This is a genomic window from Stackebrandtia sp. (assembly GCF_035643755.1).
Taxonomy (GTDB): Bacteria; Actinomycetota; Actinomycetes; order Mycobacteriales; family Micromonosporaceae; genus Stackebrandtia.
Genome location: NZ_DASQPW010000223.1, coordinates 23,880 through 44,690, shown reverse-complemented (window position 1 = coordinate 44,690; position 20,811 = coordinate 23,880). Strand labels below are relative to the sequence as shown.

21 protein-coding genes and 1 pseudogene are annotated in these 20,811 nt (G+C 68.9%); 14 read left to right on the top strand and 8 right to left on the bottom strand.

The window, feature by feature from the left end:
• Positions 1 to 43 precede the first annotated feature (43 nt).
• From VE172_RS17300 to VE172_RS17280, 5 genes are all read left to right on the top strand, one after another.
• Complete coding sequence (locus tag VE172_RS17300) at positions 44 to 1,357, top strand: M16 family metallopeptidase (RefSeq protein ID WP_324803193.1); 1,314 nt, start codon at positions 44 to 46, stop codon at positions 1,355 to 1,357.
• The gene (locus VE172_RS17295) at positions 1,354 to 2,679 is read left to right on the top strand and encodes a M16 family metallopeptidase (protein WP_324803192.1); all 1,326 of its coding nucleotides are present in this window, start codon (positions 1,354 to 1,356) and stop codon (positions 2,677 to 2,679) included. The genes VE172_RS17300 and VE172_RS17295 overlap by 4 nt, the downstream gene beginning before the upstream one ends.
• The gene (gene nudC, locus VE172_RS17290) at positions 2,676 to 3,518 is read left to right on the top strand and encodes an NAD(+) diphosphatase (RefSeq protein ID WP_324803191.1); all 843 of its coding nucleotides are present in this window, start codon (positions 2,676 to 2,678) and stop codon (positions 3,516 to 3,518) included. Before VE172_RS17295 ends, nudC begins: the two co-directional genes overlap by 4 nt.
• 163 nt (positions 3,519 to 3,681) lie before the next feature.
• Positions 3,682 to 4,251: an RNA polymerase sigma factor gene (locus tag VE172_RS17285; protein WP_324803190.1), complete on the top strand. Its 570-nt coding sequence runs from the start codon at positions 3,682 to 3,684 to the stop codon at positions 4,249 to 4,251.
• The gene (locus VE172_RS17280) at positions 4,235 to 4,519 is read left to right on the top strand and encodes a hypothetical protein (protein WP_324803189.1); all 285 of its coding nucleotides are present in this window, start codon (positions 4,235 to 4,237) and stop codon (positions 4,517 to 4,519) included. Before VE172_RS17285 ends, VE172_RS17280 begins: the two co-directional genes overlap by 17 nt.
• On the opposite strand, the gene VE172_RS17275 is transcribed toward VE172_RS17280, so the two are convergent.
• Positions 4,516 to 4,959 (bottom strand): GNAT family N-acetyltransferase, encoded by a 444-nt coding sequence (locus tag VE172_RS17275; protein WP_324803188.1) that lies wholly within the window; start codon positions 4,957 to 4,959, stop codon positions 4,516 to 4,518. The genes VE172_RS17280 and VE172_RS17275 overlap by 4 nt on opposite strands.
• A 92-nt stretch (positions 4,960 to 5,051) precedes the next feature.
• Between VE172_RS17275 and VE172_RS17270 the strand changes: the two genes are divergently transcribed.
• Complete coding sequence (locus VE172_RS17270; RefSeq protein ID WP_324803187.1) at positions 5,052 to 5,585, top strand: hypothetical protein; 534 nt, start codon at positions 5,052 to 5,054, stop codon at positions 5,583 to 5,585.
• Here the strand turns inward: VE172_RS17270 and cutA are convergent.
• The 4 genes from cutA to VE172_RS17250 form a co-directional block, all read right to left on the bottom strand.
• Positions 5,554 to 5,904: a divalent-cation tolerance protein CutA gene (cutA, locus tag VE172_RS17265; RefSeq protein WP_324803186.1), complete on the bottom strand. Its 351-nt coding sequence runs from the start codon at positions 5,902 to 5,904 to the stop codon at positions 5,554 to 5,556. The two genes, VE172_RS17270 and cutA, sit on opposite strands and share 32 nt — an antisense overlap.
• A 75-nt stretch (positions 5,905 to 5,979) precedes the next feature.
• Positions 5,980 to 6,966 carry a chitinase gene (locus VE172_RS17260; RefSeq protein WP_324803185.1) on the bottom strand — a complete coding sequence of 329 codons (987 nt, stop codon included), beginning with the start codon at positions 6,964 to 6,966 and terminating at the stop codon, positions 5,980 to 5,982.
• Between the two features lie 73 nt (positions 6,967 to 7,039).
• Positions 7,040 to 8,035 (bottom strand): hypothetical protein, encoded by a 996-nt coding sequence (locus VE172_RS17255; RefSeq protein ID WP_324803184.1) that lies wholly within the window; start codon positions 8,033 to 8,035, stop codon positions 7,040 to 7,042.
• Between the two features lie 105 nt (positions 8,036 to 8,140).
• Positions 8,141 to 9,100 (bottom strand): erythromycin esterase family protein, encoded by a 960-nt coding sequence (locus VE172_RS17250; protein WP_324803183.1) that lies wholly within the window; start codon positions 9,098 to 9,100, stop codon positions 8,141 to 8,143.
• Positions 9,101 to 9,181: 81 nt separating this feature from the next.
• On the opposite strand from VE172_RS17250, the gene VE172_RS17245 reads away from it, so the two are divergent.
• Positions 9,182 to 9,961 carry a TioE family transcriptional regulator gene (locus VE172_RS17245; RefSeq protein ID WP_324803182.1) on the top strand — a complete coding sequence of 260 codons (780 nt, stop codon included), beginning with the start codon at positions 9,182 to 9,184 and terminating at the stop codon, positions 9,959 to 9,961.
• Here the strand turns inward: VE172_RS17245 and VE172_RS25500 are convergent.
• The 3 genes and pseudogenes from VE172_RS25500 to VE172_RS17235 form a co-directional block, all read right to left on the bottom strand.
• Positions 9,958 to 10,338, bottom strand: coding sequence for a VOC family protein (locus tag VE172_RS25500; RefSeq protein ID WP_349258433.1), 381 nt, complete (start codon positions 10,336 to 10,338; stop codon positions 9,958 to 9,960). The genes VE172_RS17245 and VE172_RS25500 overlap by 4 nt on opposite strands.
• Before the next feature lie 270 nt (positions 10,339 to 10,608).
• Positions 10,609 to 10,875: pseudogene (locus VE172_RS25495) on the bottom strand (DUF6817 domain-containing protein); the annotation flags it as partial.
• Between the two features lie 67 nt (positions 10,876 to 10,942).
• Positions 10,943 to 11,815 (bottom strand): class II glutamine amidotransferase, encoded by an 873-nt coding sequence (locus VE172_RS17235; protein ID WP_324803180.1) that lies wholly within the window; start codon positions 11,813 to 11,815, stop codon positions 10,943 to 10,945.
• A 178-nt stretch (positions 11,816 to 11,993) separates the two neighbouring features.
• Here VE172_RS17235 and VE172_RS17230 point away from each other — a divergent pair, with 178 nt between their 5' ends.
• The 7 genes from VE172_RS17230 to tig all read left to right on the top strand — a co-directional run bounded on the left by VE172_RS17230 (position 11,994) and on the right by tig (position 20,685).
• Entirely contained in the window at positions 11,994 to 12,695 is a 702-nt protein-coding gene (locus tag VE172_RS17230; RefSeq protein WP_324803179.1) for a peptidoglycan recognition protein family protein, read from the top strand.
• Between the two features lie 311 nt (positions 12,696 to 13,006).
• The gene (locus VE172_RS17225; RefSeq protein ID WP_349258432.1) at positions 13,007 to 13,696 is read left to right on the top strand and encodes a GH25 family lysozyme; all 690 of its coding nucleotides are present in this window, start codon (positions 13,007 to 13,009) and stop codon (positions 13,694 to 13,696) included.
• 99 nt (positions 13,697 to 13,795) lie between these two features.
• Positions 13,796 to 15,610 carry a glycoside hydrolase family 3 protein gene (locus VE172_RS17220; RefSeq protein ID WP_324803177.1) on the top strand — a complete coding sequence of 605 codons (1,815 nt, stop codon included), beginning with the start codon at positions 13,796 to 13,798 and terminating at the stop codon, positions 15,608 to 15,610.
• A 13-nt stretch (positions 15,611 to 15,623) separates the two neighbouring features.
• A complete protein-coding gene (locus VE172_RS17215; RefSeq protein ID WP_324803176.1) occupies positions 15,624 to 16,892 on the top strand; it encodes an exo-beta-N-acetylmuramidase NamZ family protein in 1,269 nt (422 codons plus the stop codon).
• Between the two features lie 4 nt (positions 16,893 to 16,896).
• A complete protein-coding gene (locus tag VE172_RS17210) occupies positions 16,897 to 18,669 on the top strand; it encodes a serine hydrolase domain-containing protein (RefSeq protein ID WP_324803175.1) in 1,773 nt (590 codons plus the stop codon).
• 96 nt (positions 18,670 to 18,765) lie between these two features.
• Positions 18,766 to 19,125 (top strand): GntR family transcriptional regulator, encoded by a 360-nt coding sequence (locus tag VE172_RS17205; RefSeq protein WP_324803174.1) that lies wholly within the window; start codon positions 18,766 to 18,768, stop codon positions 19,123 to 19,125.
• 177 nt (positions 19,126 to 19,302) lie between these two features.
• Complete coding sequence (gene tig / locus VE172_RS17200) at positions 19,303 to 20,685, top strand: trigger factor (protein WP_324803173.1); 1,383 nt, start codon at positions 19,303 to 19,305, stop codon at positions 20,683 to 20,685.
• Positions 20,686 to 20,811 lie beyond the last annotated feature (126 nt).

The window sequence follows — 20,811 nt, the reverse complement described above, 5'->3', positions numbered from 1 at the left end:
CCGCGCACCATGCGATTACGTCCAACGAGATATCGTTCCACCCGTGACTTCTCCCCAGCAGGTGGATATCCGCGCGACCACGTATCCCATAGAGCAGTATCGGCTGCCCAACGGTCTGCGGGTGGTGTTGAGTCCCGACACCGGCGTCCCGGTGGTGGCCGTCGCCGTCGTCTACGACGTGGGGATTCGCCTGGAACCCCAGGGCCGCACGGGTTTCGCGCACCTCTTCGAGCACCTGATGTTCCAGGGCTCGGCGAACGTCGCCAAGATGGAGCACATGAGCTACGTCCAGGGCTCGGGCGGGACCCTCAACGGCTCCACCCACCTGGACTACACCGACTACTTCGAGATGCTGCCGTCCAACGCCCTGGAGCGCGCGCTGTTCCTCGAGGCCGATCGGATGCGCGGCCCCGCGCTCACCGAGGAGAACCTGGCCAACCAGGTGGACGTGGTCAAGGAGGAGATCCGCGTCAACGTCCTCAACCGCCCCTACGGCGGTTTCCCGTGGCTGAAGCTGCCGCCGGTGATGTTCGATACCTTCCCCAACGCGCACGACGGGTACGGCTCCTTCGCCGACCTCGAGGCCGCCACCGTCGCCGACTGCCAGTCCTTCTTCGACACCTATTACTCGGCGGGCAACGCGGTGCTGACCGTGGCGGGCGACTTCGACCTTCAGACCGCCGCCGCCCTGGTGGATCGGCACTTCTCGGACGTGCCCGCGCGCCCCGCGCCGCCGCACCCGAGCATCGCCGAGCCCGACCTCACCGCCGAGCGCCGCTCGTCCTACACCGACCCGCGCGCGCCGCTGCCCGCGGTGGCCGCCGCGTGGCGGGTGCCCGATCCCGTGGCCGACCTCACGGGGTACCTCCCCTATGTGGTGCTGGCCGAGATCCTCACCGACGGCGACGCGTCCCGTCTCGTGGAGCGGCTGATCCAAAAGGACCGCACCGCCACGAGCCTGGGCGGGTACGTCGGCTTCATGGGCGAGCCCTTCGCGGTGCGCGAGCCCACGGCCATGCTGTTGCAGGCGCACCTACCGCCCGGCGGCGACTGCGACGCCGTCCTGAACACGGTGGACGAGGAGCTGCGGCGCATCGCCGAGGGCGGCCTGGCGCCGGGCGAGCTGGAGCGGGTCAAGGCCCGCATCGCCACTCACGTGTTGCGCGAGGACGACTCGGTGATGAACCGGGTGCTGCGCATGGGCACCGCGGCGGTGTTTCACGGCGACGCCGATGTGGCGCGGCAACTGCCGCGCCAGCTCGGCGAGGTGAGCGCCGACCAGATCATCACCGCCGCTTCGCTGCTGACACCGCAGCGCCGCGCCGTCGTCGAAGTCATTCCAGGAGGGGCTCAGTGACCACCCAGACCGCCCGCCGGGTCCCCGACCTGGCTCCGTCCACCGAATTCACCCTTCCCGCCTGCGACGAGCGAAAGCTCGACAACGGACTGACGATCCTGGCGATCCAGCGCTCGTCCGTTCCGCTGGTGGAGGTGCGGCTGCGCATCCCGTTCGTCGACGCGCCGGTGGCCGACTCCTCGGTGCTGGCCCAGACCCTGCTGTCCGGGACCGCGGAAAAGTCCATCGTGGACATCGCGGCGGAGCTGCAGTCCGTCGGCGGCGCCCTGGGCGCCTCCGTCGACCCCGACCGCCTCCTGGTGTCGGGCAACGCCCTGGTGGACGGCCTTCCCCGCCTGCTGGGCACCCTGTCGGAGGTGCTGCACGGCGCCGCCTACCCGACCGACCAGGTCACCGTGGAGCGCGAGCGGCTCGCCGACCACATCAACGTGGCGCGCCAGCAGCCAGGCCACCTCGTGCAGGTGGCGCTGCTGCGCCGCATGTACGGCACCCACCCGTACTCGATCCAGACCCCCGACCCCGAGGAGGTCGGCGCGGTCACCCCCGAGCAGCTGCTGACGCTGCACGGCGGGCGCATCCACCCCTCGGGCGCCACCCTGGTGATCGTCGGCGACCTGCCGACCGAGCGGGCCCTGGACTTCGGGGAGCGGGCGCTGGCGGACTGGAACGGCCACACCCCGCCCCGCGAGCCGGAGCCGGTGCCGCCGCTGCGCCCCGGGCCGGTGACCCTCGTGGACCGCCCCGAATCGGTGCAGTCCTCGCTGCGGATCGCGCTGACCGGGGTGTCGCGCACCCACCCCGACAACGCCGCGCAGCAGCTGGCCAACCTGATCTACGGCGGGTACTTCTCCTCGCGCATGGTGGCCAACGTCCGGGAGAACAAGGGCTACAGCTATTCCCCGCGCTCCGGCGTGGACCATGCACTGGCGGGCACCGCGGTCGTGATCTCCGCCGACGTCGCCACCGAGGTGACCGCGCCCGCGCTGTGGGAGATGTGGTACGACCTGGGGCGCATCGCCTCCACGGCGCCCACACAGGACGAACTCGACCAGGCCCGCCGCTACGCCCTGGGCACCCTGCGTCTGGGCACCGCCACCCAGTCCGGCCTGGCGTCGCTCACCTCGTCGTTCGCGGGCTGGGGCCTGCGCCCCGACTGGCTGCTGGGCCACGCCAACCGGCTCGCCACGGTCTCCATAGAGGACGTTCAGCGGGTGGCGGCGGAGATCTTCGCGCCCACCAAGGCGATCACCGTGGTCCTCGGCGACTCCACGCACGTCAAGGCACCCCTGGAAGCACTCACCACAGTGGACGGAGAGGAATGAGACCCCAACTGTCGCGGTCCGTCCTGGATCGCGCCGCGCACCACCGATCGGACCCGACCTGGCTGGAGGCCGCCTGGCAGCGCGCGCACGTGATCGTCGTCGATCCCGCCAGCGGAAACACCCCCGTGGACGGCGACCCCCCGCACCTGGCCTACCTCGACGCGGCCCACGCCCCCGACGGCGACCGGCTGTACCTCGGCGGCGAGGACGAGCCGTACTTCGCCGTGGCCGCACCGGTTTCGGGCGGCGGCGGCCTGCGGGAGCTCGGCCCCCGGCTGTCCGACTTCGACGCCGGGGTGTTCACCGAGGCGGTCGCCCTCATCCACTGGCACGCTGACCACCAGTACGACCCCCGCAACGGCCACCGCACCCAGATCGCCGAGGCCGGCTGGGAACGCCGCGACGGCGACCGCCCGTCCTGGCCGCGCACCGACCCCGCCATCATGGTGATCATCACCGACGGCGCCGACCAGGTCCTGCTGGCCCGCGGCGTCAACTGGGGACAGAACCGCTACTCCTGCATCGCGGGCTTCGTGGAACCCGGCGAGTCCGCCGAGGCCGCGTGCCACCGCGAGGTCGGCGAGGAGGTCGGCGTCCCCATCGCCGAGCTGTCCTACATCGCCAGCCAGCCCTGGCCCTACCCGCGTTCTCTGATGCTGGGCTACGAGGCCGTCGCCGACCCCGACCACCCCCTCACCCTGCAGGCCGACGAGATCGCCGCCGCCCGCTGGTTCACCCGCGACCACCTGAAGTCCGCCCTGGCGGGGGAGGAGGGGCCGCTGGTGCTGCCCCCGTCCATCTCGATCGCCCGGTATCTGATGGAGCGCTGGACGGGCTGAGCGGCGCGCGAATCCTTTCGCCGCCCGGGCGCCTCTTATATCCGTACCGCTCGACATCGCTACGGAACCTTGGAGGTCGTCATGCTCGTAGGAATCGGCATCGCCGTCGCACTGGTGCTGGTGTGCACCTGCCTGTACGTCCTGAAGCGCAAGCGAGACGCCCGTGACTGAGTCGGTGTGGCCGAGCGCGGGCGTGATCGTCGCCGCCCAGGGAGGCGACGCCGACTCGATCGCCGCGCTGGTGTCGGACTCCCATCCCAACGTGCGGCGCTTCGCCCGCTCGCTGTGCCCCACCCCGGAGGACGCCGAGGACGCGGCGCAGGAGGCCCTGATCATCCTGTACCGCAGGATCGGGATGCTGCGCGCCACGGGCGCCCTGGCGTCGTGGATGTTTCGCATCGTGCGCAACGAATGCCTGCGCCGCGCCCGCGCCGTGCTCCCCGGGCGCCCGGCGCTTCTGGACTCCGCGGTCGACTCCGCCGAGGACGAGGCCCTGCGCCGCCTCGACGCCGACGCCGTGGCGGCGGCCATCGCGGCCCTGCCGTCGGACCAGCGCCGCGTCCTCATCATGCGCGACCTTCAAGGACACAGTGGACGATCCGTGGCCACCCGCCTCGGACTCACCACCGCCGCCATGAAGTCCCGCCTCCACCGCGCCCGCGCCACGCTGCGCGAAACGCTGCGCGCCACCGACACCCTCGCACTGGGAGCCCGCCATGACCGCCACGAATGACGCACCCGACTTCTCCAGCCCCACCCTGACCCGCCACCTGGCGCGCGGCGCCCTCGGCCTCGGCGGCCTGATCGGCTCCGTCGCCCTGATTCCCCTGGCCGGCTACTACAGCCTGGCGCTGCTGCCGCTCGGCCTGCTCGCGCTGCGGGGCTGCCCGACGTGCTGGACGGTCGGGCTGATCCAGACCCTGTCGCGCGGCCGCCTGCGTCGCTCCTGTGAGGACGGACGCTGCGGACTGAGGGTCACCGACGACCCCCCGCCGCGCTAGTCGGCGGGCCGCTCGTACTCGTAGCGGACGAACCCCCGATACCGCCCCACCCTGTCGTACAGCGCGCGGGCGGTGGCGTTGTCCTCCTTGGTCGTCCAATACATCCGCTCGACGCCGCGCTCGCGCGCGACCTCGCCGACGCGATGGATCAGCGCCCGCGCCGCGCCCCGCCCCCGCGCGTTCGGATCGACGAACAGGTCCTGCAGGTAGCAGGTGTCGGCGCCCCACACGGTGACGTGATACAGGTAGTGCGCGATGCCGACCAACCGCCCGTCCGCGTACGCGCCGATCCCGTGCACATCGGTGCCGCGCGACAGCCGCCGCCAGGTCGCCTCGTACTGTTCGTCCGAAGTGGGCGTCTTGTAGAACTCCTTGTAGCCGCGCGCCAGGATCTCCCAGGCGTCGCGGTCTTCGGGCCTCAGCGAGTCAACGACGATCATGGGCCCCGATGCTGCCACGACACCCCCCGGTGCGAAACCGCACCAGGGGGTGTAATATGACACCGCCATGGGAGGTCACGAGAGGAAGAGTGATGCCGTCACAGACCATGAAGAACCACATGTTCACCGTCGTGCTGGATCACGAGCCCAACGATGAAGAGTTTGATGCTCTTTTCGAAGCTGGTTGCGATGACGGCGGTGTCGGAAGCGAATACAACCTCCCGACCATCCAGTTCGATCGCAAAGCCCACAGCATGTCGGCCGCGATCGCGTCAGCGATAAGGGACATCGAGTCCACGGGGATGCTGGTGTTGAACGTCCTGTCCGAGGACCTGTTTACCTTGCAGGACATAGCGGACAAGGTAGACACCAGCCGCGAGGCGGTTCGTCGGTACAGCACGGGTGACCGCGGTCCTGGAGGGTTTCCTCCACCGATCAACCCTGGTCGGGACGGCACCAAGTTCTACCGCTGGAACCAGGTCGCACCCTGGCTGAGGGAGCACATCGGTCTCGATGCCCCCGATATAGATGCTGACGTCGTGGTCGCCGACCTGATGTTGCAGGTGAGGAACCAACACCCCTCACCCGCCACCGTCAGGAACCTGTGTGAGGTCCTGAAGTTCTGACCTCGCCCACGCTGGCGAAGATCCACTCCAGATAGTCGCTGCTGCCGCCGACGATCTCGGTGGCGATGACCTCGGGGACGTCGTAGGGGTGGTGGGCGGTGACGTGCGCGGTGACGCGGTCGATCAGTGCGGAGCTGGTCTTGATGTCGAGGCGCCACTCGGGGTCGGTCGCCACCGCGCCCTCCCAGCGGTAGACGGACGTGAGAGGCCCGCTGGCCTGCGCGCAGGCGGCCAGGCGGGCCTCCACGAGTCCCCGCGCCAGCGATTCGGCGATGTCGAGGCTGGGGGCGGTGACGGTGATCTGGACGGGCTTGCTCACGACGGGTCCTCTCGACGCGGTAGGGGGAGATTTCTACCGCATGGAGGTGACGCGCGTCGGCGCGGGCGCCGTCGGTCAGGGGAGCTGTTTCAGGTGGGGCGCCACGGTGTTGGCGAAGCCGTAGCCGTTGGTGCCGTCCCAGTTGATCGACCAGGTCATGGCGCCGCGGATGTCGGGGTAGGTCTGGGAGGGTTTGAACGATCCGCAGTTGGCGCCCGTGGCCAGGCAGTCGAGGGCGTTGTTGACGACGCCGGGGTCGACGTGGCCGCCGCCCGCCGCCGATGGGGTGGCGGGGAGGCCGAGGCCGACCTGGGACGGGGACAGGCCCGCCTCCAGCTGGATGCAGGCCAGGCCGGTGAGGAAGTCGACCGTCCCTTGTGAGTAGACCTTGCCGTCGCAGCCGTTCATGGAGCCCGAGTTGTAGTACTGGGTGTTGACGACGGTGAGGATGTCCTTGATGCCCAGGGCTAGCTTGAAGTACCCCGAGGACGTGGACTGCATGTCCAGGGTCTGCGGCGCCATCGTGATCGTGAGCTTTCCGCCCGCCTGGTCCGACAGCGAGCGCAGCGCGGATTCCATATTGGTGGCGTCAATGCCGTTCTCCAGATCGATGTCGACCCCGTCGAAACCGAACTTGTCCATCATGGCGTGGACGCTGTCGGCGAAGTTGGCCGCCGCCGTGGGGTCGCCGACCGAGACGCTGCCCTTCTCACCGCCGACGGACAGCACGACCTGCTTTCCCTTGGCGTGCAGGGCGTCGACGTCCTTCTTGAAGTCGTCGTCGGTGTAGCCGCCGAGCTTGTTGGCCAGGTCGGGGTCGACGGCGAAGTTGACCGCGCCCGGCTTGGAGCCGTCGGCGTCGGCGAAGGCGACCGCCACGATGTCGTAGGTGTCGGGGACATCGGACAGCCGGATCGCGGTGGAGCCGTTGTCGAAGTTTTGCCAGTATCCGGTGAGCGCGTGCTTGGGCAGGTCGGAGGTGTGAGTGTCGGCCTGCGCCACCATGGTGAAGGAAATCGTCGCCAGGGCGGCGGCGGCGAGCGCGATTGCCGCTCGCCACACGCTTTTCCGTCGCATCGATTGCATAGGGGGCTGCCTCTATTCGAATATATAAGTAACTTTCCTGTGGCAGAGGCTAGCCACCCGCGATGCCTAAGTCAACACCCACAAGAGACGGACGCGGCTCCTCGGCCGCCACCCGGCGCCGGGACACCGCGATCACCGCCGCCAACCCCGCGGCCGTGACCAGCGTGACCGCGCCCAGACCCGCCCAGGTCGCGGCGTCGGGATGGATCAGCGACTGGCCGCGCACGGCCTGCCAGGTGATCACCGAGAGGAAACCCGCGTAGCCGACCGCGGCGACCGCCACGATCCACACGCGGGTACCCGTGTGGCGCAACCATTCCCGGCGCCGACCCAGCAGCGTCACCAGCAGCACGACGCCCAGCATGACGTGAATCCCATGCAGCCCAAAGAAATGCGGCACCCGAAGATCGCCGCCCACCGCGCTCCAGTGCGCCAGAGGAATGCCGTGCCCGTCCGGGCCGCCGATGGTGTGTCCCGCGAACAGCTCGACGCGATGCCCGTACGCGTCGGTCACCACGCGGTGCCGATGGTCGATGAGCGCGAAGCCCAGCGTCATGCCCACGGCGGACAGGACCAGTCCACAGCGGATCGCCCAGGACAGCGCGGGGTCGCCGACCCTCCTGAACAGCGCGATGATCGCGATGACCAGGTTGGCGGCGAACAACACCAGGACGCCGTAGAAGAACAGCGGCTGCGACACCTCGTTGATCGCGTCGTGTGAGGTGTTGAAGTGGCTGAACGTGCCGCGCGCCCCCGCCAGGGTGATGGCCGCGACCTCCACGGCCCCCACCAGGGCGAAGATCGTCCCCGCCCACCAGCCGAATCGCAGCGGCCTGACCACCTTCGACAGCAGCCACGCCAACGTGACACTGTAGACACCGAAGGCGAAGGCGAACTTCATCGGCTTCAGCCACACCGACTCTCCCATCACCGTGCGGTCGTCGACCAGGAGGCCGACGCCGCACACCACCACCAACGCCAGCATGACCGCGGTGTGAACGACGAGCGGGCGATGCCAGCCCCGCACGTGACGCAAGATGTCCATTTTGTCTCCAGGGGTTTGCGGATTCCATGTGCCCCTTGGAGTCTCACGGGATCGGCATCGGCGCGCCACGGGGCAAAGCCCCGATATCCGCGTGGGTGATGACCCCTACGCGTCGCCGCCGGGCTCGCCCAGCCTCAGCACGTATCGGTCGTCCATAAGCGACGACACGATCGAACCCGCGGAGTACCAGTCGATCTCCATGTCGCCCATGGTCATGTGGCTGCGGTCGCGTTGCAGGTGGGTGTTGTGCGCGAAGACCAGGGTGGGGCCGCGCGGGGATTCGAGGTCGCGAATCTCCAGCAGGTTCTCGGCCATCAACGCGTCGCGGGCGGCGCACATCCGCGTCCACCGCGGCTCGCGCTCCAGCGGCAGCGCGGCCAGCGCGTGATACCGCAGCAGGCCGATGCCCGCCCGCAGGTACGCCCGCGCCCGCACCCACGCCTCGCGGGAGGTGGCCGCGATCAGCTCGGGGGCGCCCGCGTACAGCGCGGTGACCATGTCGTCGGCGGCGACCCGGGCCCGCATCGCGCCCTCGGTGGCGCCCGGCGACGCGGCGGGGTCCATGAGCGCCTCACCGCGGCTCCACGTCGCGTCGTCGCCGAGCAGGGCGGCCAGATCGTCAGTGAGCCCCAGATAGTCGCGGGCGTGTTCGAGGTAGCGGCGCGGGCTGGGGGCGCTGAACAGCTCCATCGGCGCGTCGAAGCCGTAGAAGGCGAGCCGCTCGGCGGCGGGGCGGCCCTCGTTGTGCTCGCGCATCCAGGCCACCAGCCGCCGATTGACGTCGGAGGCCCCGAGCGTGAAGCCCTCCACCGATGATTGGTAGTTGTGCGAGAACCCCTGGGCCATGGCGGTTCCCAGGTCCCCTTGTCCCTTCCGGACGAAATCGTCCACGGTGAGGGCGGCGATCCGATCGGTCTCCAGCGCGATCGACCGGAAGCCGAGCGACGCCAGGTGGGGGAACAGGTCGTTGCGGGAGAGGGCGAAGGACGACTCCAGGTGGGTCGCCTCGCCCACGGCGAGAAGCTGGCAGGAGGCGGGAACGGGGTCGTGAATCTCGGTTGTCATGAGTCTTCATCGTATCTTTGAAAACTCGGTTGAGACTTTCAGCGACGTACCCACGTCGACATGCGATAAAGTCTCAAACTCGTGGAGACCCTGAGACCCGCCGATCTCGCGCGCGAACACGCCCTCTCGACCCAGGCGGTGCGCAACTACGAGCGCGACGGCTTCATCCCGCCCGCCGAACGCACCCGAAGCGGCTATCGCGTCTACACCGCCGTCCACGCCGCGGCGCTGCGGACCTTCCTGGCGCTGGTCGCGGCTCACGGCCGCGCGGGCGGCGGCGAGATCATGATCGCCATCCACGATGGACGCCTGGACGACGCGCTGGGCATCGTCGCCGTCGGCCACCGGCAACTGTTGCACGACCGCTCCACACTGGAATCCGTCCGCTCGGCCGCCGACCACCTGACGTCGGTGCCCGACACCTCCCGCCCCGAGACCCTCACCGTCGGCGAACTCGCCCACCGCCTCGGCGTCACCCCCGCCACCCTGCGCAACTGGGAGGACGTCGGCATCCTCACCCCCGCGAGGGATCCCGTCACCGACTACCGCGTCTACGTCGCCGACGACGTCCGCGACGCGGAACTGGCGCGCCTCCTGCGGCGCGGCGGCTACCCCCTCGATCACATCGCCACCGTCGTCGAACAGGTCCGCGGCGCGGGCGGCACCCGGGCCCTGGCCGCCGCGCTGGAGGACTGGCGGCGCCGACTGACCGCCCGGGGCCGCGCCCTGCTGCGCGCCGCCGCCCGACTCGACGACTACCTGGGGCTGCGCGAGACCCCGACCCCGTTAGGGCCTGTCGGGGAACCCCGTTTCCTGCTGCGCGCCGCCCGCGACGGAAGTGAGTTTCGCAGCAGGTCCTAGGCGTACGCGCTGACCTCGATCAGGTTGCCGTCCGGGTCGCGCAGGTACAGGCTGGTGATCGGCCCCAGGGCGCCGGTGCGCTCCACCGGCCCCTCCTCGATGGACACACCCCGCGACTCGATGTGGGCGCGCACCCTGTCCAGCGGCGTGGTGGTGACGAGGCACAGATCCGCGCTGCCCGCGGTGGCCCGGGCGGCGTTCGGCTTGATCTCGTGGCCCGAACGGTGCAGGTTGATCTTGCTTTGTCCAAACAGGAGCGCCCTGCGCCCCTGGCCGAATTCGACGGGGCGCATGCCCAAGACGTCCCGATAGAACCGCACCGTCGCGTCGATGTCGGCGACCGTGAGAACCAGGTGGTCCAGGCGCGCGATCTCCACCGGGACACCGAAACGCTCGGACACCGCCCGCCGCGCCGCCACGGGCAGCAACGCGCCCATCCGCTCGGTGAACTCGCCGAGCCACGGCCCGTGCCGCCCCGCCAGGTCGGCGTTGTGCGTGAACACGTCGTATTCGTTGGCGACGGTGATCATCGCGAAGGCGCCCAGCTCGGCGGCGGTCGGCCGCAGGGTCTGGCCGGTGAACCGGTCGACGACCTCGACGGGGTCGGCGCCGCCGAGCCGGGGGTACATCTCCTCGCGGCGGCAGCCCCCGTACAGGTACACGATCCGCTCCGCGGCCTCCCCGATCACCGCGCGCAACTCGCCTCGATCGCCCGGCGGGATCAGGTGCTCGGCGAAGCCGTCGGTGCCGTACGCGGCGTGGCACAGGCCCGCCAGCCGGGTGTCGCGGTCGGCGCCCCACTCGCCGAGCAGCGCCGCGACCCGCCGCAGGTGCTGTGCCAGGGTGCCGCCGGGATGGGCCAGGCGGTCCGCGCCGTGCTCGGAGAGGAAGGCTTCGGCCGAAGAGACGTCCATGCCACGATTCTGGCGGCCCACACTGTCCTGTGGGGAGTGGAGTTTCGCACAACCGCGGCGGGCGGGCCTATCTGCCGGGCGTCATCGGCGCCTGCGACTTCAGCTCGTGGCCCGACAGGTCCTCGATCGTCAACGGCCGGGCGGGCTCGGGGAAGGGGAACATCGACCGGGCCTTCAGGCCCTCGATGACCAGGAGCTCCCCGGGCGCCAGCAGCCGCCAGTCGGGGTCGTCGTCCATCCGCTCGCTGGCCACGACGTACGCCGGGACCGTCCGGTCGTCGCCGCCGATCTCGAGGCGGCCGGGTTCGCGGCGCGGCGTCAGCTCGCGGGTGCCCGCGAAGCCGCCCACCTCCGGGTTCAGCACCCACAGCTCGTGGGTGGCCGGGTAGCGCAGCGCCCAGATCCGGCGCGGCTCGGCCAACAGCAGGTTCAGCGAGTACACCGGCAGCTCGGCGGCGATCCGCCCCACCGCGCTGATCAGCCCCTCGGTGGTGTCGCCGAGGCGGGCGATCTCGGCGGTGATGTACGCGAAGACCAGCTCCGAGTCGGTGACGCCCTCGATGAGCGCCTTGTCTATGTCGCTGAGCCACTCCGACAGCCGCTTCGATTCGCGCACCACCCCGTTGTGCGCGAACAGCCGGTCCTTCATGTCGAAGGGGTGGGTGTTGTGGACGTCCAGGGCGGTGCCCGAGGAGTAGCGGACGTGGGCGATGAAGGTGTGGGACACGACGTTGCGTGCCAGGATGTCGAAGTCGTCGCTGTCGTGGGCGGCGACCGGCGCCCGGTCGCGCACCGGCTCGTCGCCCAGCGAGAACCAGCCGAGCCCCGCCCCGTCGGGCATTCGCCTGCTCTGCGAGACCAGGCTGTCGGGCGCGTCCAGCAGCCAAAACGCCGTCTCCACGCGCGGCCCACCCGTGGTCAGTCCAAACAGCCGGCACATAAATCCACTATGCACCCCGGAGGGCGCCGGTTCCGGTCAACCGCTCGCGCGTGTCACGGCGGGTATCCATACCGTGTCCATATTCGTCGACTTTGTCCGCTGCCGGGGCTTGGCCGCGCGGGCGCGGGTGTGAAAGTCTCAAGGCTCCCCCAAAGTGAACCCCATCGGAAAGATGACGATGCGAAAAATAAAGCTGTCGCGCCGCGGCGTTCTGGGTGGGCTGACCGGTCTGGCCGTGGTGTCGGCCGTCCCGCTGGTGGCCACCAACGCCTTCGCCGACTCAGCCACCAAAAAACACAAACGCGACGTCCCTAAGCCGGACATCTTCAGCTGTGACGACTGGGGCGCCCGCCCCGCCAACGGCACGCCCGTGAAGGTCAACAACGGAACGAACAAGATCATCGTTCACCACACGGCGTTCCCCAACACCACCGACCACTCCAAGGACTACGCGTTCCAGAACTCGCGTGACATCCAGGACCTCCACATGGACCAGAACGGCTGGATGGACACCGGGCAGCACTTCACCAACAGCCAGGGCGGCTTCATCACCGAGGGACGCCACGGCAGCCTCGACGCCCTGCTCGACGGCGGGTACCAGATCGAGGGCGCCCACTGTGTCGGCCAGAACGACCAGGCGATCGGCATCGAGAACGACGGCACCTTCCTCGACAGCGATCAGCCCAGCCAGGAGCAGTGGAACTCGCTGATCAACTTCTGCGCGTTCATCTGTCAGCAGTACAAGCTGGCGTCCAGCGAGATCTACGGCCACATGGACTTCAACAGCACCCAGTGCCCGGGCAACATCCACGATCGCCTGCCCGAGCTGCGCGACGCCGTCCAAAAGGTACTGGACGGTTCCAGGCACCATCACGGGTGAACCGACGCCCGTCGATTGTGGTTTAGATACATTTATGCATATCGAGTAGTGGGCCGGTCGAGGCACTATGCCCAGGTGCCTTGACCGGCCCATTGTCGTCAATGGGTCAAAAGTAGATAAATCATGGGAAGACGTCTTGTGCCCGCCCAACCCATCGGGCGAGGATGAGCGAACTCGGGCGTGCCCGCGTCCGAGACACCCCAGTAGATTCAAGAGCCCCAAAGGAGTCCTTCATGGACTTGAAACCAGAAACCCCCAAGGCCAAGAAATCTCGTCGCTGGCGCCTGCCGGTCATCATCGCGACCGTCGCGATGGCGATCGGCATCACGGCGGTGGCGGTGCCACTAGCCAACGCCGACGTGACGACAAAGGCGAACCCCGAGGGCATCGACGTGTCCAGCTACCAGGGTTCCATCAACTGGTCGTCGGTGAAGTCCGCGGGCATTTCGTTCGCCTGGATCAAGGCGACCGAGGGCACCACCTACCACGACTCGCGGTTCAACGCGAACTACACCAACGCCTACAACGCGGGCGTGATCCGCGGCGCCTACCACTTCGCGCGCCCCGGTAACTCCAGCGGCTCGGCGCAGGCCACCTACTTCGCCTCCCACGGCGGCGGATGGTCCAAGGACGGCAAGACCCTGCCGGGCGCCGTCGACCTGGAGGCCGGCTGCGCCGGTCTGTCCCAGTCGTCGATGCGCAACTGGATCCTGGCGTTCTACAACACCTACAAGTCCAAGACCGGCCGCGACGTGGTTATCTACACCACCCGCAGCTGGTGGTCCTCCTGCACCGGCGGCTGGACCGGCATGGGCGCCAAGTCCCCGATGTGGGTCGCCCACTGGGGCGTCTCCTCGCCGTCCATCCCGGCGGGCTTCCCGACCTGGACCGCCTGGCAGTTCAGCTCCACCGGCCGCGTGTCCGGCATCAGCGGCAACGTCGACCGTGACCACTTCAACGGTTCCGCCGCCCGCCTGCTGGCGCTGGCGAACAACACCTGATGACTCACCGGGTGGGATCGGTTGCTTTCCGATCCCACCCGCATTAGGTTGGCGTCAGACCCCCGGGCCCCCACCGTCAATCCGAAGGAGCGGCCCCACATGTTCCGTCTGTCCCGCCGTACGCTCGGCGTCGTGTTGACCGTCAGTCTCGGCGCATCACTGGCCGCCTGCGCCCCCTCCGACTCGGCCGATCACTCCTCCGACGCCTCCTCCACCCGCGAGGACGCCGCGACCGCCTGGGCCAACGCGACCCTGAAGAAGCTCAGCCTCTCCGACAAGGTCGGTCAGCTCTTCATCCACTACGCGTACGGCGAGTCCGCCGACACCACCGATCCCGCCGCCGTCAAGAAGAACCAGCAGCTGCACGGCGTGGACAACGCCTCCCAGCTCATCGACAAGTATCACCTCGGCGGCGTGATCTACTTCGGATGGTCGAACGGCCTGACCGACCCCAAGAAGATCGCCGGGTTGTCCAACGGCGTCCAGAAGGCCGCCGCCAAGCAGAAGTCCAAGATCCCGCTGCTGGTGTCCACCGACCAGGAGACCGGCACCGTGGTGCGGATGGGACCGCCCGCCACCGAGTGGCCCGGCGCCATGCCGCTGGGCGCCGGTCGCAGCCCCGACGACGCCGAGACCGCGGGCGCCATCGCGGGCGCGGAGCTGCGCGCCGTGGGCATCAACCAGGACTTCGCCCCCGACGCCGACGTCAACGTCAACCCCGCCAACCCCGTGATCGGGGTGCGCTCGTTCGGCGCCGACCCGACGCTGGCGGCGTCCATGGTGACGGCCCAGGTCAAGGGCTACCAGGGAAAGAACGGCGTGACGTCGACCGCCAAGCACTTCCCGGGCCACGGCGACACCGCCACCGACAGCCACACCGACCTGCCGATCATCAACCACACCAAGAAGCAGTGGGAGAAGCTGGACGCGCCGCCGTTCAAGGCCGCGATCAAGGCCGGCATCGACTCGATCATGTCGGCGCACATCCAGTTCCCCGCGCTCGACAAGTCCAAGGACCCGGCGACGCTGTCCAAGCCGATCCTCACCGGGCTGCTGCGCGAGAAGCTCGGCTTCGACGGCCTGATCGTCACCGACTCCCTGTCCATGGCGGGCGTGCGCAAGCTCTACTCCGACAAGGTGATCCCGGTGAAGGCCCTGCAGGCCGGCGCCGACATGCTCCTGATGCCGCCGGACCTCAAGCTGGCCATCAACTCCGTGCTGGCCGCCGTCAAGGACGGCAAGCTGACCGAAAAGCGCATCGACCAGTCGGTGCGGCGCATCCTCAAGGTCAAGTACATGCGCGGCGTCGTGAAGAACCCCTATGTGGACGTCGACAAGGTCGACTCCATCGTGGGCACCAAGAGCCACAAGGCGACCGCGAGCAAGATCACCGACAAGACCACCACATTGGTCAAGAACGACGCCAAGCTGCTTCCGTTGGCGGACTCCAAGAAGAAGATCCTGGTGGCCGGTGCCGGTGACGGCATGACCGCCGAGCTGTCCAAGAAGCTCACCGGCGACGGCCGGACGGCCACGGCGTACAACACCGGAACCGATCCGTCGTCGTCCACGATCGACAGCGCCGTGTCGAAGGCGAAGGACGCCGACGCCGTGGTGGTGGCGACCCAGACGGTCGGCGCGCACCCGGCCCAGGCCGCGCTTGTCAAGGCGCTGGCCAAGTCCTCCACGCCGGTGGCGGTGGTGTCGGTGAAGGAACCGTACGACATCAACCAGTTCCCGGACGTCGACACGTACGTGTCCACGTACTCCTACACCAATGTGGCCCTGGATTCGGCGGCCCGCGTGCTCACCGGCGCGGTGAACCCGTCCGGGAAGCTGCCGGTCACCATTCCCACCGCAGACGACCCCGACAAGGCGCTGTTCAAGTACGGCACCGGTCTTCGCTACTCCTAAAAGGAACGCCATCATGCGACGTCGCTCCGTCTTCGCCGCCTCGGCCGCCGTGGCCGCGGCCCCGCTGCTGACCTCCTCGGCCCCCGCCTTCGCCGAGGACGCATCCGGCCGGGTCCGCACCGGCTTCGACGCCCTGGCCGCGGCGGATTACCGGCAGCTCAAGGGAAAGCGGGTCGGGGTGATCTCGAACCCGACCGGCGTCACCGCGAAGCTCCGGCACGAGGTGGACGTGATGTTCGCGTCCAAGGCGGTCAACCTGATCGCGGTCTTCGGACCCGAGCACGGTTTCCGCGGCACCTCCCAGGCGGGCCAGGGCGAGGACTACTTCATCGACCCGAAGACCGGGCTGCCGGTGTACAACGCGTACAACGACGCCGACAAGATGAAGGACTACTTCAAGGAACTGAAGCTCGACACCATCGTGTTCGACATCCAGGACGTCGGCGCGCGCTTCTACACCTATATCTGGACGCTGTACCTGGCGATGGAGGCCGCCGCCGACAACGGCATCGAGTTCATGGTGCTGGACCGCCCCAATCCGTGCACCGCGCGCGACGCGTACGGCCCGATCCTGCACAAGGAGGTCGCCTCCTTCGTCGGCCTGAAGCCGATCTCGCAGCGCCACGGCCTGACCGTGGGCGAGCTGGCCGGGCTGTACAACGGCGAGTTCATTCCCGACTCGGTCGGCAAACCGGTGGACCTCAAGGTGATGCGGATGTCGGGCTGGAACCGCCGGATGGCCTACGCCGACACGGGGCTGCCGTGGATTCCGCCGTCGCCGAACATGCCCACGACCGACACCGCCCGGGTCTACTCGGGCATGTGCCTGTTCGAGGCGTCCGCGCTGTCGGAGGGACGCGGCACCACCACGCCGTTCCAGACCGTCGGCGCCCCCGACATCGACCACCACTGGGAGCAGGCGCTCACCAAACTGGACCTTCCCGGGGTTCGCTTCCGGGAGGCGTACTTCGTGCCGACCTTCTCCAAATGGGAGTCGAAGACCTGTGGGGGAGTAGAGGTCCACGTCACCGACTATCGGCGCTTCGACCCGATCCGCACCGCGCTGGCCATGATCATCGCCCAGCGGAAGGTGTACCCGAAGTACGGCTGGCGCACCGAGGCCAACCCCGGCGACACCCCGTGGATCGACAAGCTCACCGGCTCCGACCAGGTCCGCAAGGACATCGAGGCCGGCAAGGACGTCGATGAGGTGATGGACGGCTGGTCGAAGGAGCTGTCGGCCTTCCGCGACGTTCGTGACAAGTATCTGTTGTACAGGTGAGGCCATGAAACGCAGAGACATCCTGGGCGGCATCGTCATCGCCGGATCGGCACCCATACTGGGCGGCATGATCGCACCCGCCGCCGCGGCGGCCGAGGAAGGCAAGGCCGGGCCGCCCACCGTCACCCCCGACGATCTGCGTTTCCACCGCCGCCGCCTGCGCCCGGGCAGCCCGCGCGAGGCCGGGCTGCTGAAGCCCCATGTGGACAAGATCGTCGGCGACACGGCCGCGTTCATGAAGCCCGGCGAGGGGCGCCCCCGGCCCTCCCACCCCGGCTTCGTGGTGCTGGCCGCCCGCAGGGGCGTCATCGTGACCCACGAGTCCGGCGGGTACGCCCTGCGTTACGCCAGCTACGACTCCGACACCGACACCGCCGTCGACCTCCCCGAGGACCAGAAGATCGCGATGCGCACCGACACCAGGTTCGACCTGGCGTCGATGTCCAAGCTGTTCACCTCGATGGTCGCCACCCAGCTGCACGAGGACGGCGACATCGACCTGGACGCGCCGGTCGCCGACTACCTGCCCGACTTCGCCGCCAGCGACCCGGCCAAGGCCCCCATCACCCTGAAGTTCCTGCTGCGCCACGTCTCCGGCCTGAAGTCCTGGCTGCCGCTGTACACCGAGCCCGACAACGCCGCCCGGATGCGCGCCATCTACACCTCCGAGCTCCACCACGCGCCCGGCACCACCTACGAGTACTCCGACCTCAACCTCATCACCATGGGCGTCCTCATCGAGAAGGTGACGGGTTCCACACTGGACGCCGAGGTGAAGCGCCGGATCACCGACCCGCTCGGCCTGCGCGACACCGGCTACAACCCGCCGAAGTCGCAACTGGACCGCATCGCCGCCACCGAGTACCAGCTCGAGCTGCGCGGCGGCGTCGTCCACGGCGAGGTGCACGACGAGAACGCCTGGTCGTTCGGGGGAGTGGCCGGGCACGCCGGGATCTTCTCCACCGCCGCCGACGTCGCCGTCTTCGCCCAGACAATCCTTAATGGAGGAACCTACGGCGGCGAGCGGCTGCTGCGCCAGGACACCGTCCGCGCCCTGCTCACCAACTACAACGCCGACCTGCCGCCGGAGGCCGGCCGCGGGCTCGGCTGGCAGCTCGACCAGCGCTTCTACATGGACGCGCTGTCCACCCCGGTGTCGGCCGGGCACACCGGCTTCACCGGCACCTGCGTCGTCGTCGACCCGTCCGACGAGACCCTGTACGTCCTGCTGACCAACCGCGTCCACCCGACCCGCAACTGGGGCACCGACAGCGCCTATCGCCGCGCCGGCGCCCACGACCTGGCCCGCGCCGTCGCCGTCGACGCGCACACGCCGAGCGCCTGGTACACGGGCGCGCCCGACGCCACCGTCGCCACCCTGTCCCTGCCGCTGGAGACCCCGCCGAAGGACGGCCGCCTGTCCTTCCTCCTGTGGTACGACACCGAGGACACCGACGTCGGCGAGCTGCTGGCCGGCGGCGCTGACGGCACCTTCTCCCGCGTGCCCCTTCAGCTGCGGTCGGGCGCATACGAATGGAACACCGACGGCTCCTTCCACGGCTTCTCCGCCCGGCGCTGGATCCGCGCCAACGCCGACCTTCCCGCCGACACCGCGACCCTGCGCTGGCAATACACCACCGACCCCCAACAGCGGGGCCGCGGCGTGTACGTCGACAGGGTCGTTGTGCGCGACGGACACCGCGTCGTCTTCGACGGCGAACGCGGCGCCGATGCCAAGCGCTTCGAGGCCGACGGATGGCAACCGTCACGGGATTGACGAGCGGGCGGCACCAGTTTGTATCTGATATTGTATTGTGTAGGCGATACAGAAACTGATACATAAGGAGACCGACTCCTCGCTAGGAACGACACATTGATCATCACTATCGACAACACCTCCGCGGTGCCGCCCTTCGAGCAGGTCCGCGCCGAACTCGCCCGCCAGATCAACGATCACGAGCTGCCGGTGGGGACGCGGCTGCCCACCGTTCGCGGGTTCGCCGACGACCTCGGCCTGGCACCCAACACCGTCGCGCGCGCCTACCGCGAGCTGGAGGAGGCCGGGCTGATCGAGACCCGCGGCCGGGCCGGAAGCTATGTCAGCGCCGCCGGAAGCCACACCCGCCGCCGCGCCCAGGTCGCCGCGGCCACCTATGCCCACAAGGCGCGGGAATTGGGGCTCGGCCGCGAGGAGGCGATCAACATCGTCACCGCCGCGATCGACTCTGTGTGACCGAACGGGCGATGCCAGTCACCCGGCCCCACTCCGGTGCGGGCATCTCGCGACGACGGCTTAGACTCGTGCGGGGTGGCTACACATCAATGTCTCGCCGAATAGGGTTTTGAGGCCTGCACATCGCGCGGTCGTCACCGATGAAGCTTCAGAAAAGAATCACCAAGGAGAATGCCTGTGAAAAGCACCGTCGAAACCCTGAGCCCCACCAGGGTGCGGCTGTCCGTCGAGGTGCCTTTTGAGGAACTCGGCGAACACCTGACGCAGGCATACAAGAAGGTCGGCCAGCAGGTCAAGGTGCCGGGTTTCCGCCCCGGTAAGGCCCCCAAGGCCGTCATCGACCAGCGCGTCGGCAAGGACGCCGTCTACGCCGAGGCCACCGACGCGGCCCTGCCGCGCCAGCTGTTCGCCGCGATCCAGGAGAACAACGTCCGGGTGCTGGGCCGCCCCAGCGTCACCGACCTGGAGCCGATCGCCGAGGGCAAGCCGCTCACCTTCACCGCCGAGGTGGACGTGGCGCCGGAGTTCGACCTGCCCGAGCTGGGCGACCTCGAGGTCGAGGTCGAGTCCACCGACGTGACCGACGAGCAGATCGACACCGAGATCGAAAACCTCCGGCTGCGCTTCGGCACGCTGAAGACCGTCGAGCGCGAGGCCGCCAACGGCGACTTCGTGACCATCGACCTGAAGGCCACCATCGACGGCGACGAGGTCGAGGGCGGCAGCACCACCGGCATGTCCCACGAGGTCGGCGCCGGAGACCTGCTGGACGGGCTCGACGAGGCCCTGGTCGGCATGAGCGCCGGCGACACCAAGACCTTCTCCAGCGCCCTGGCCGGCGGCGACCGCGCCGGCGAGAACGCCGACGTCGAGGTCAAGGTCGGCAGCGTCAAGGAGCGTGAGCTCCCCGAGCTCGACGACGACTTCGCCCAGATGGCCTCGGAGTACGACACCCTGGAGGAGCTGCGCGACTCCACCCGCGACACCCTCGCGTCCCGGGCGTCCAACGCCCAGGGCCAGCAGGTGCGCGAGAACACCCTCAACGCCCTGGTCGACTCGCTCGACCTGCCGGTGCCCGACGGCGCCGTGGACGAAGAGGTGGAGAACCGCACCGAGCACCTGCGCAACCAGCTCACCCAGATGGGTCTGGACTTCGAGACCTACCTGTCGGCGCAGGGCCAGGACCCCGACGAGTTCGCCGAGTCGCAGAGGGAGACCGCCGCCGTCGGGCTGCGCCGCCAGCTGGTGCTGGACAAGGTCGCCGACGACTCCGAGATCCAGGTCACGGCCGAGCAGCTCACCGCCGAGATCCAGCGCCGCGCGCTGCAGCAGGGCGTCCCCGAAAGCCAGCACCAGCAGTTCGCCAACGTGCTGCGCGACCGGGGCCTGCTGCCGGGCCTCACCGCCGAGATCCGCCGCGCCCTTGCCCTCGACGAGGTCGTGCGGGCGGCCACCATCACCGACTCCAGCGGCAAGACCCTGGACGAGGAGACGCTGTTCCCGAAGCCGGTCGCCGGCGACGAGGCGGGCACCACCGACGCCGACGAAGCGTCCGAGTAAGACTCCACAAGCGAGATACCGGCCCGCCGCGTACCCGTGGCGGGCCGGTTCGCTATCAGCGAAGCCCTCCGCTGGAAGCGAACAAGGCCGAAACCTACCCGGTTTCGTCCTCGCGGCCGGTTAGGG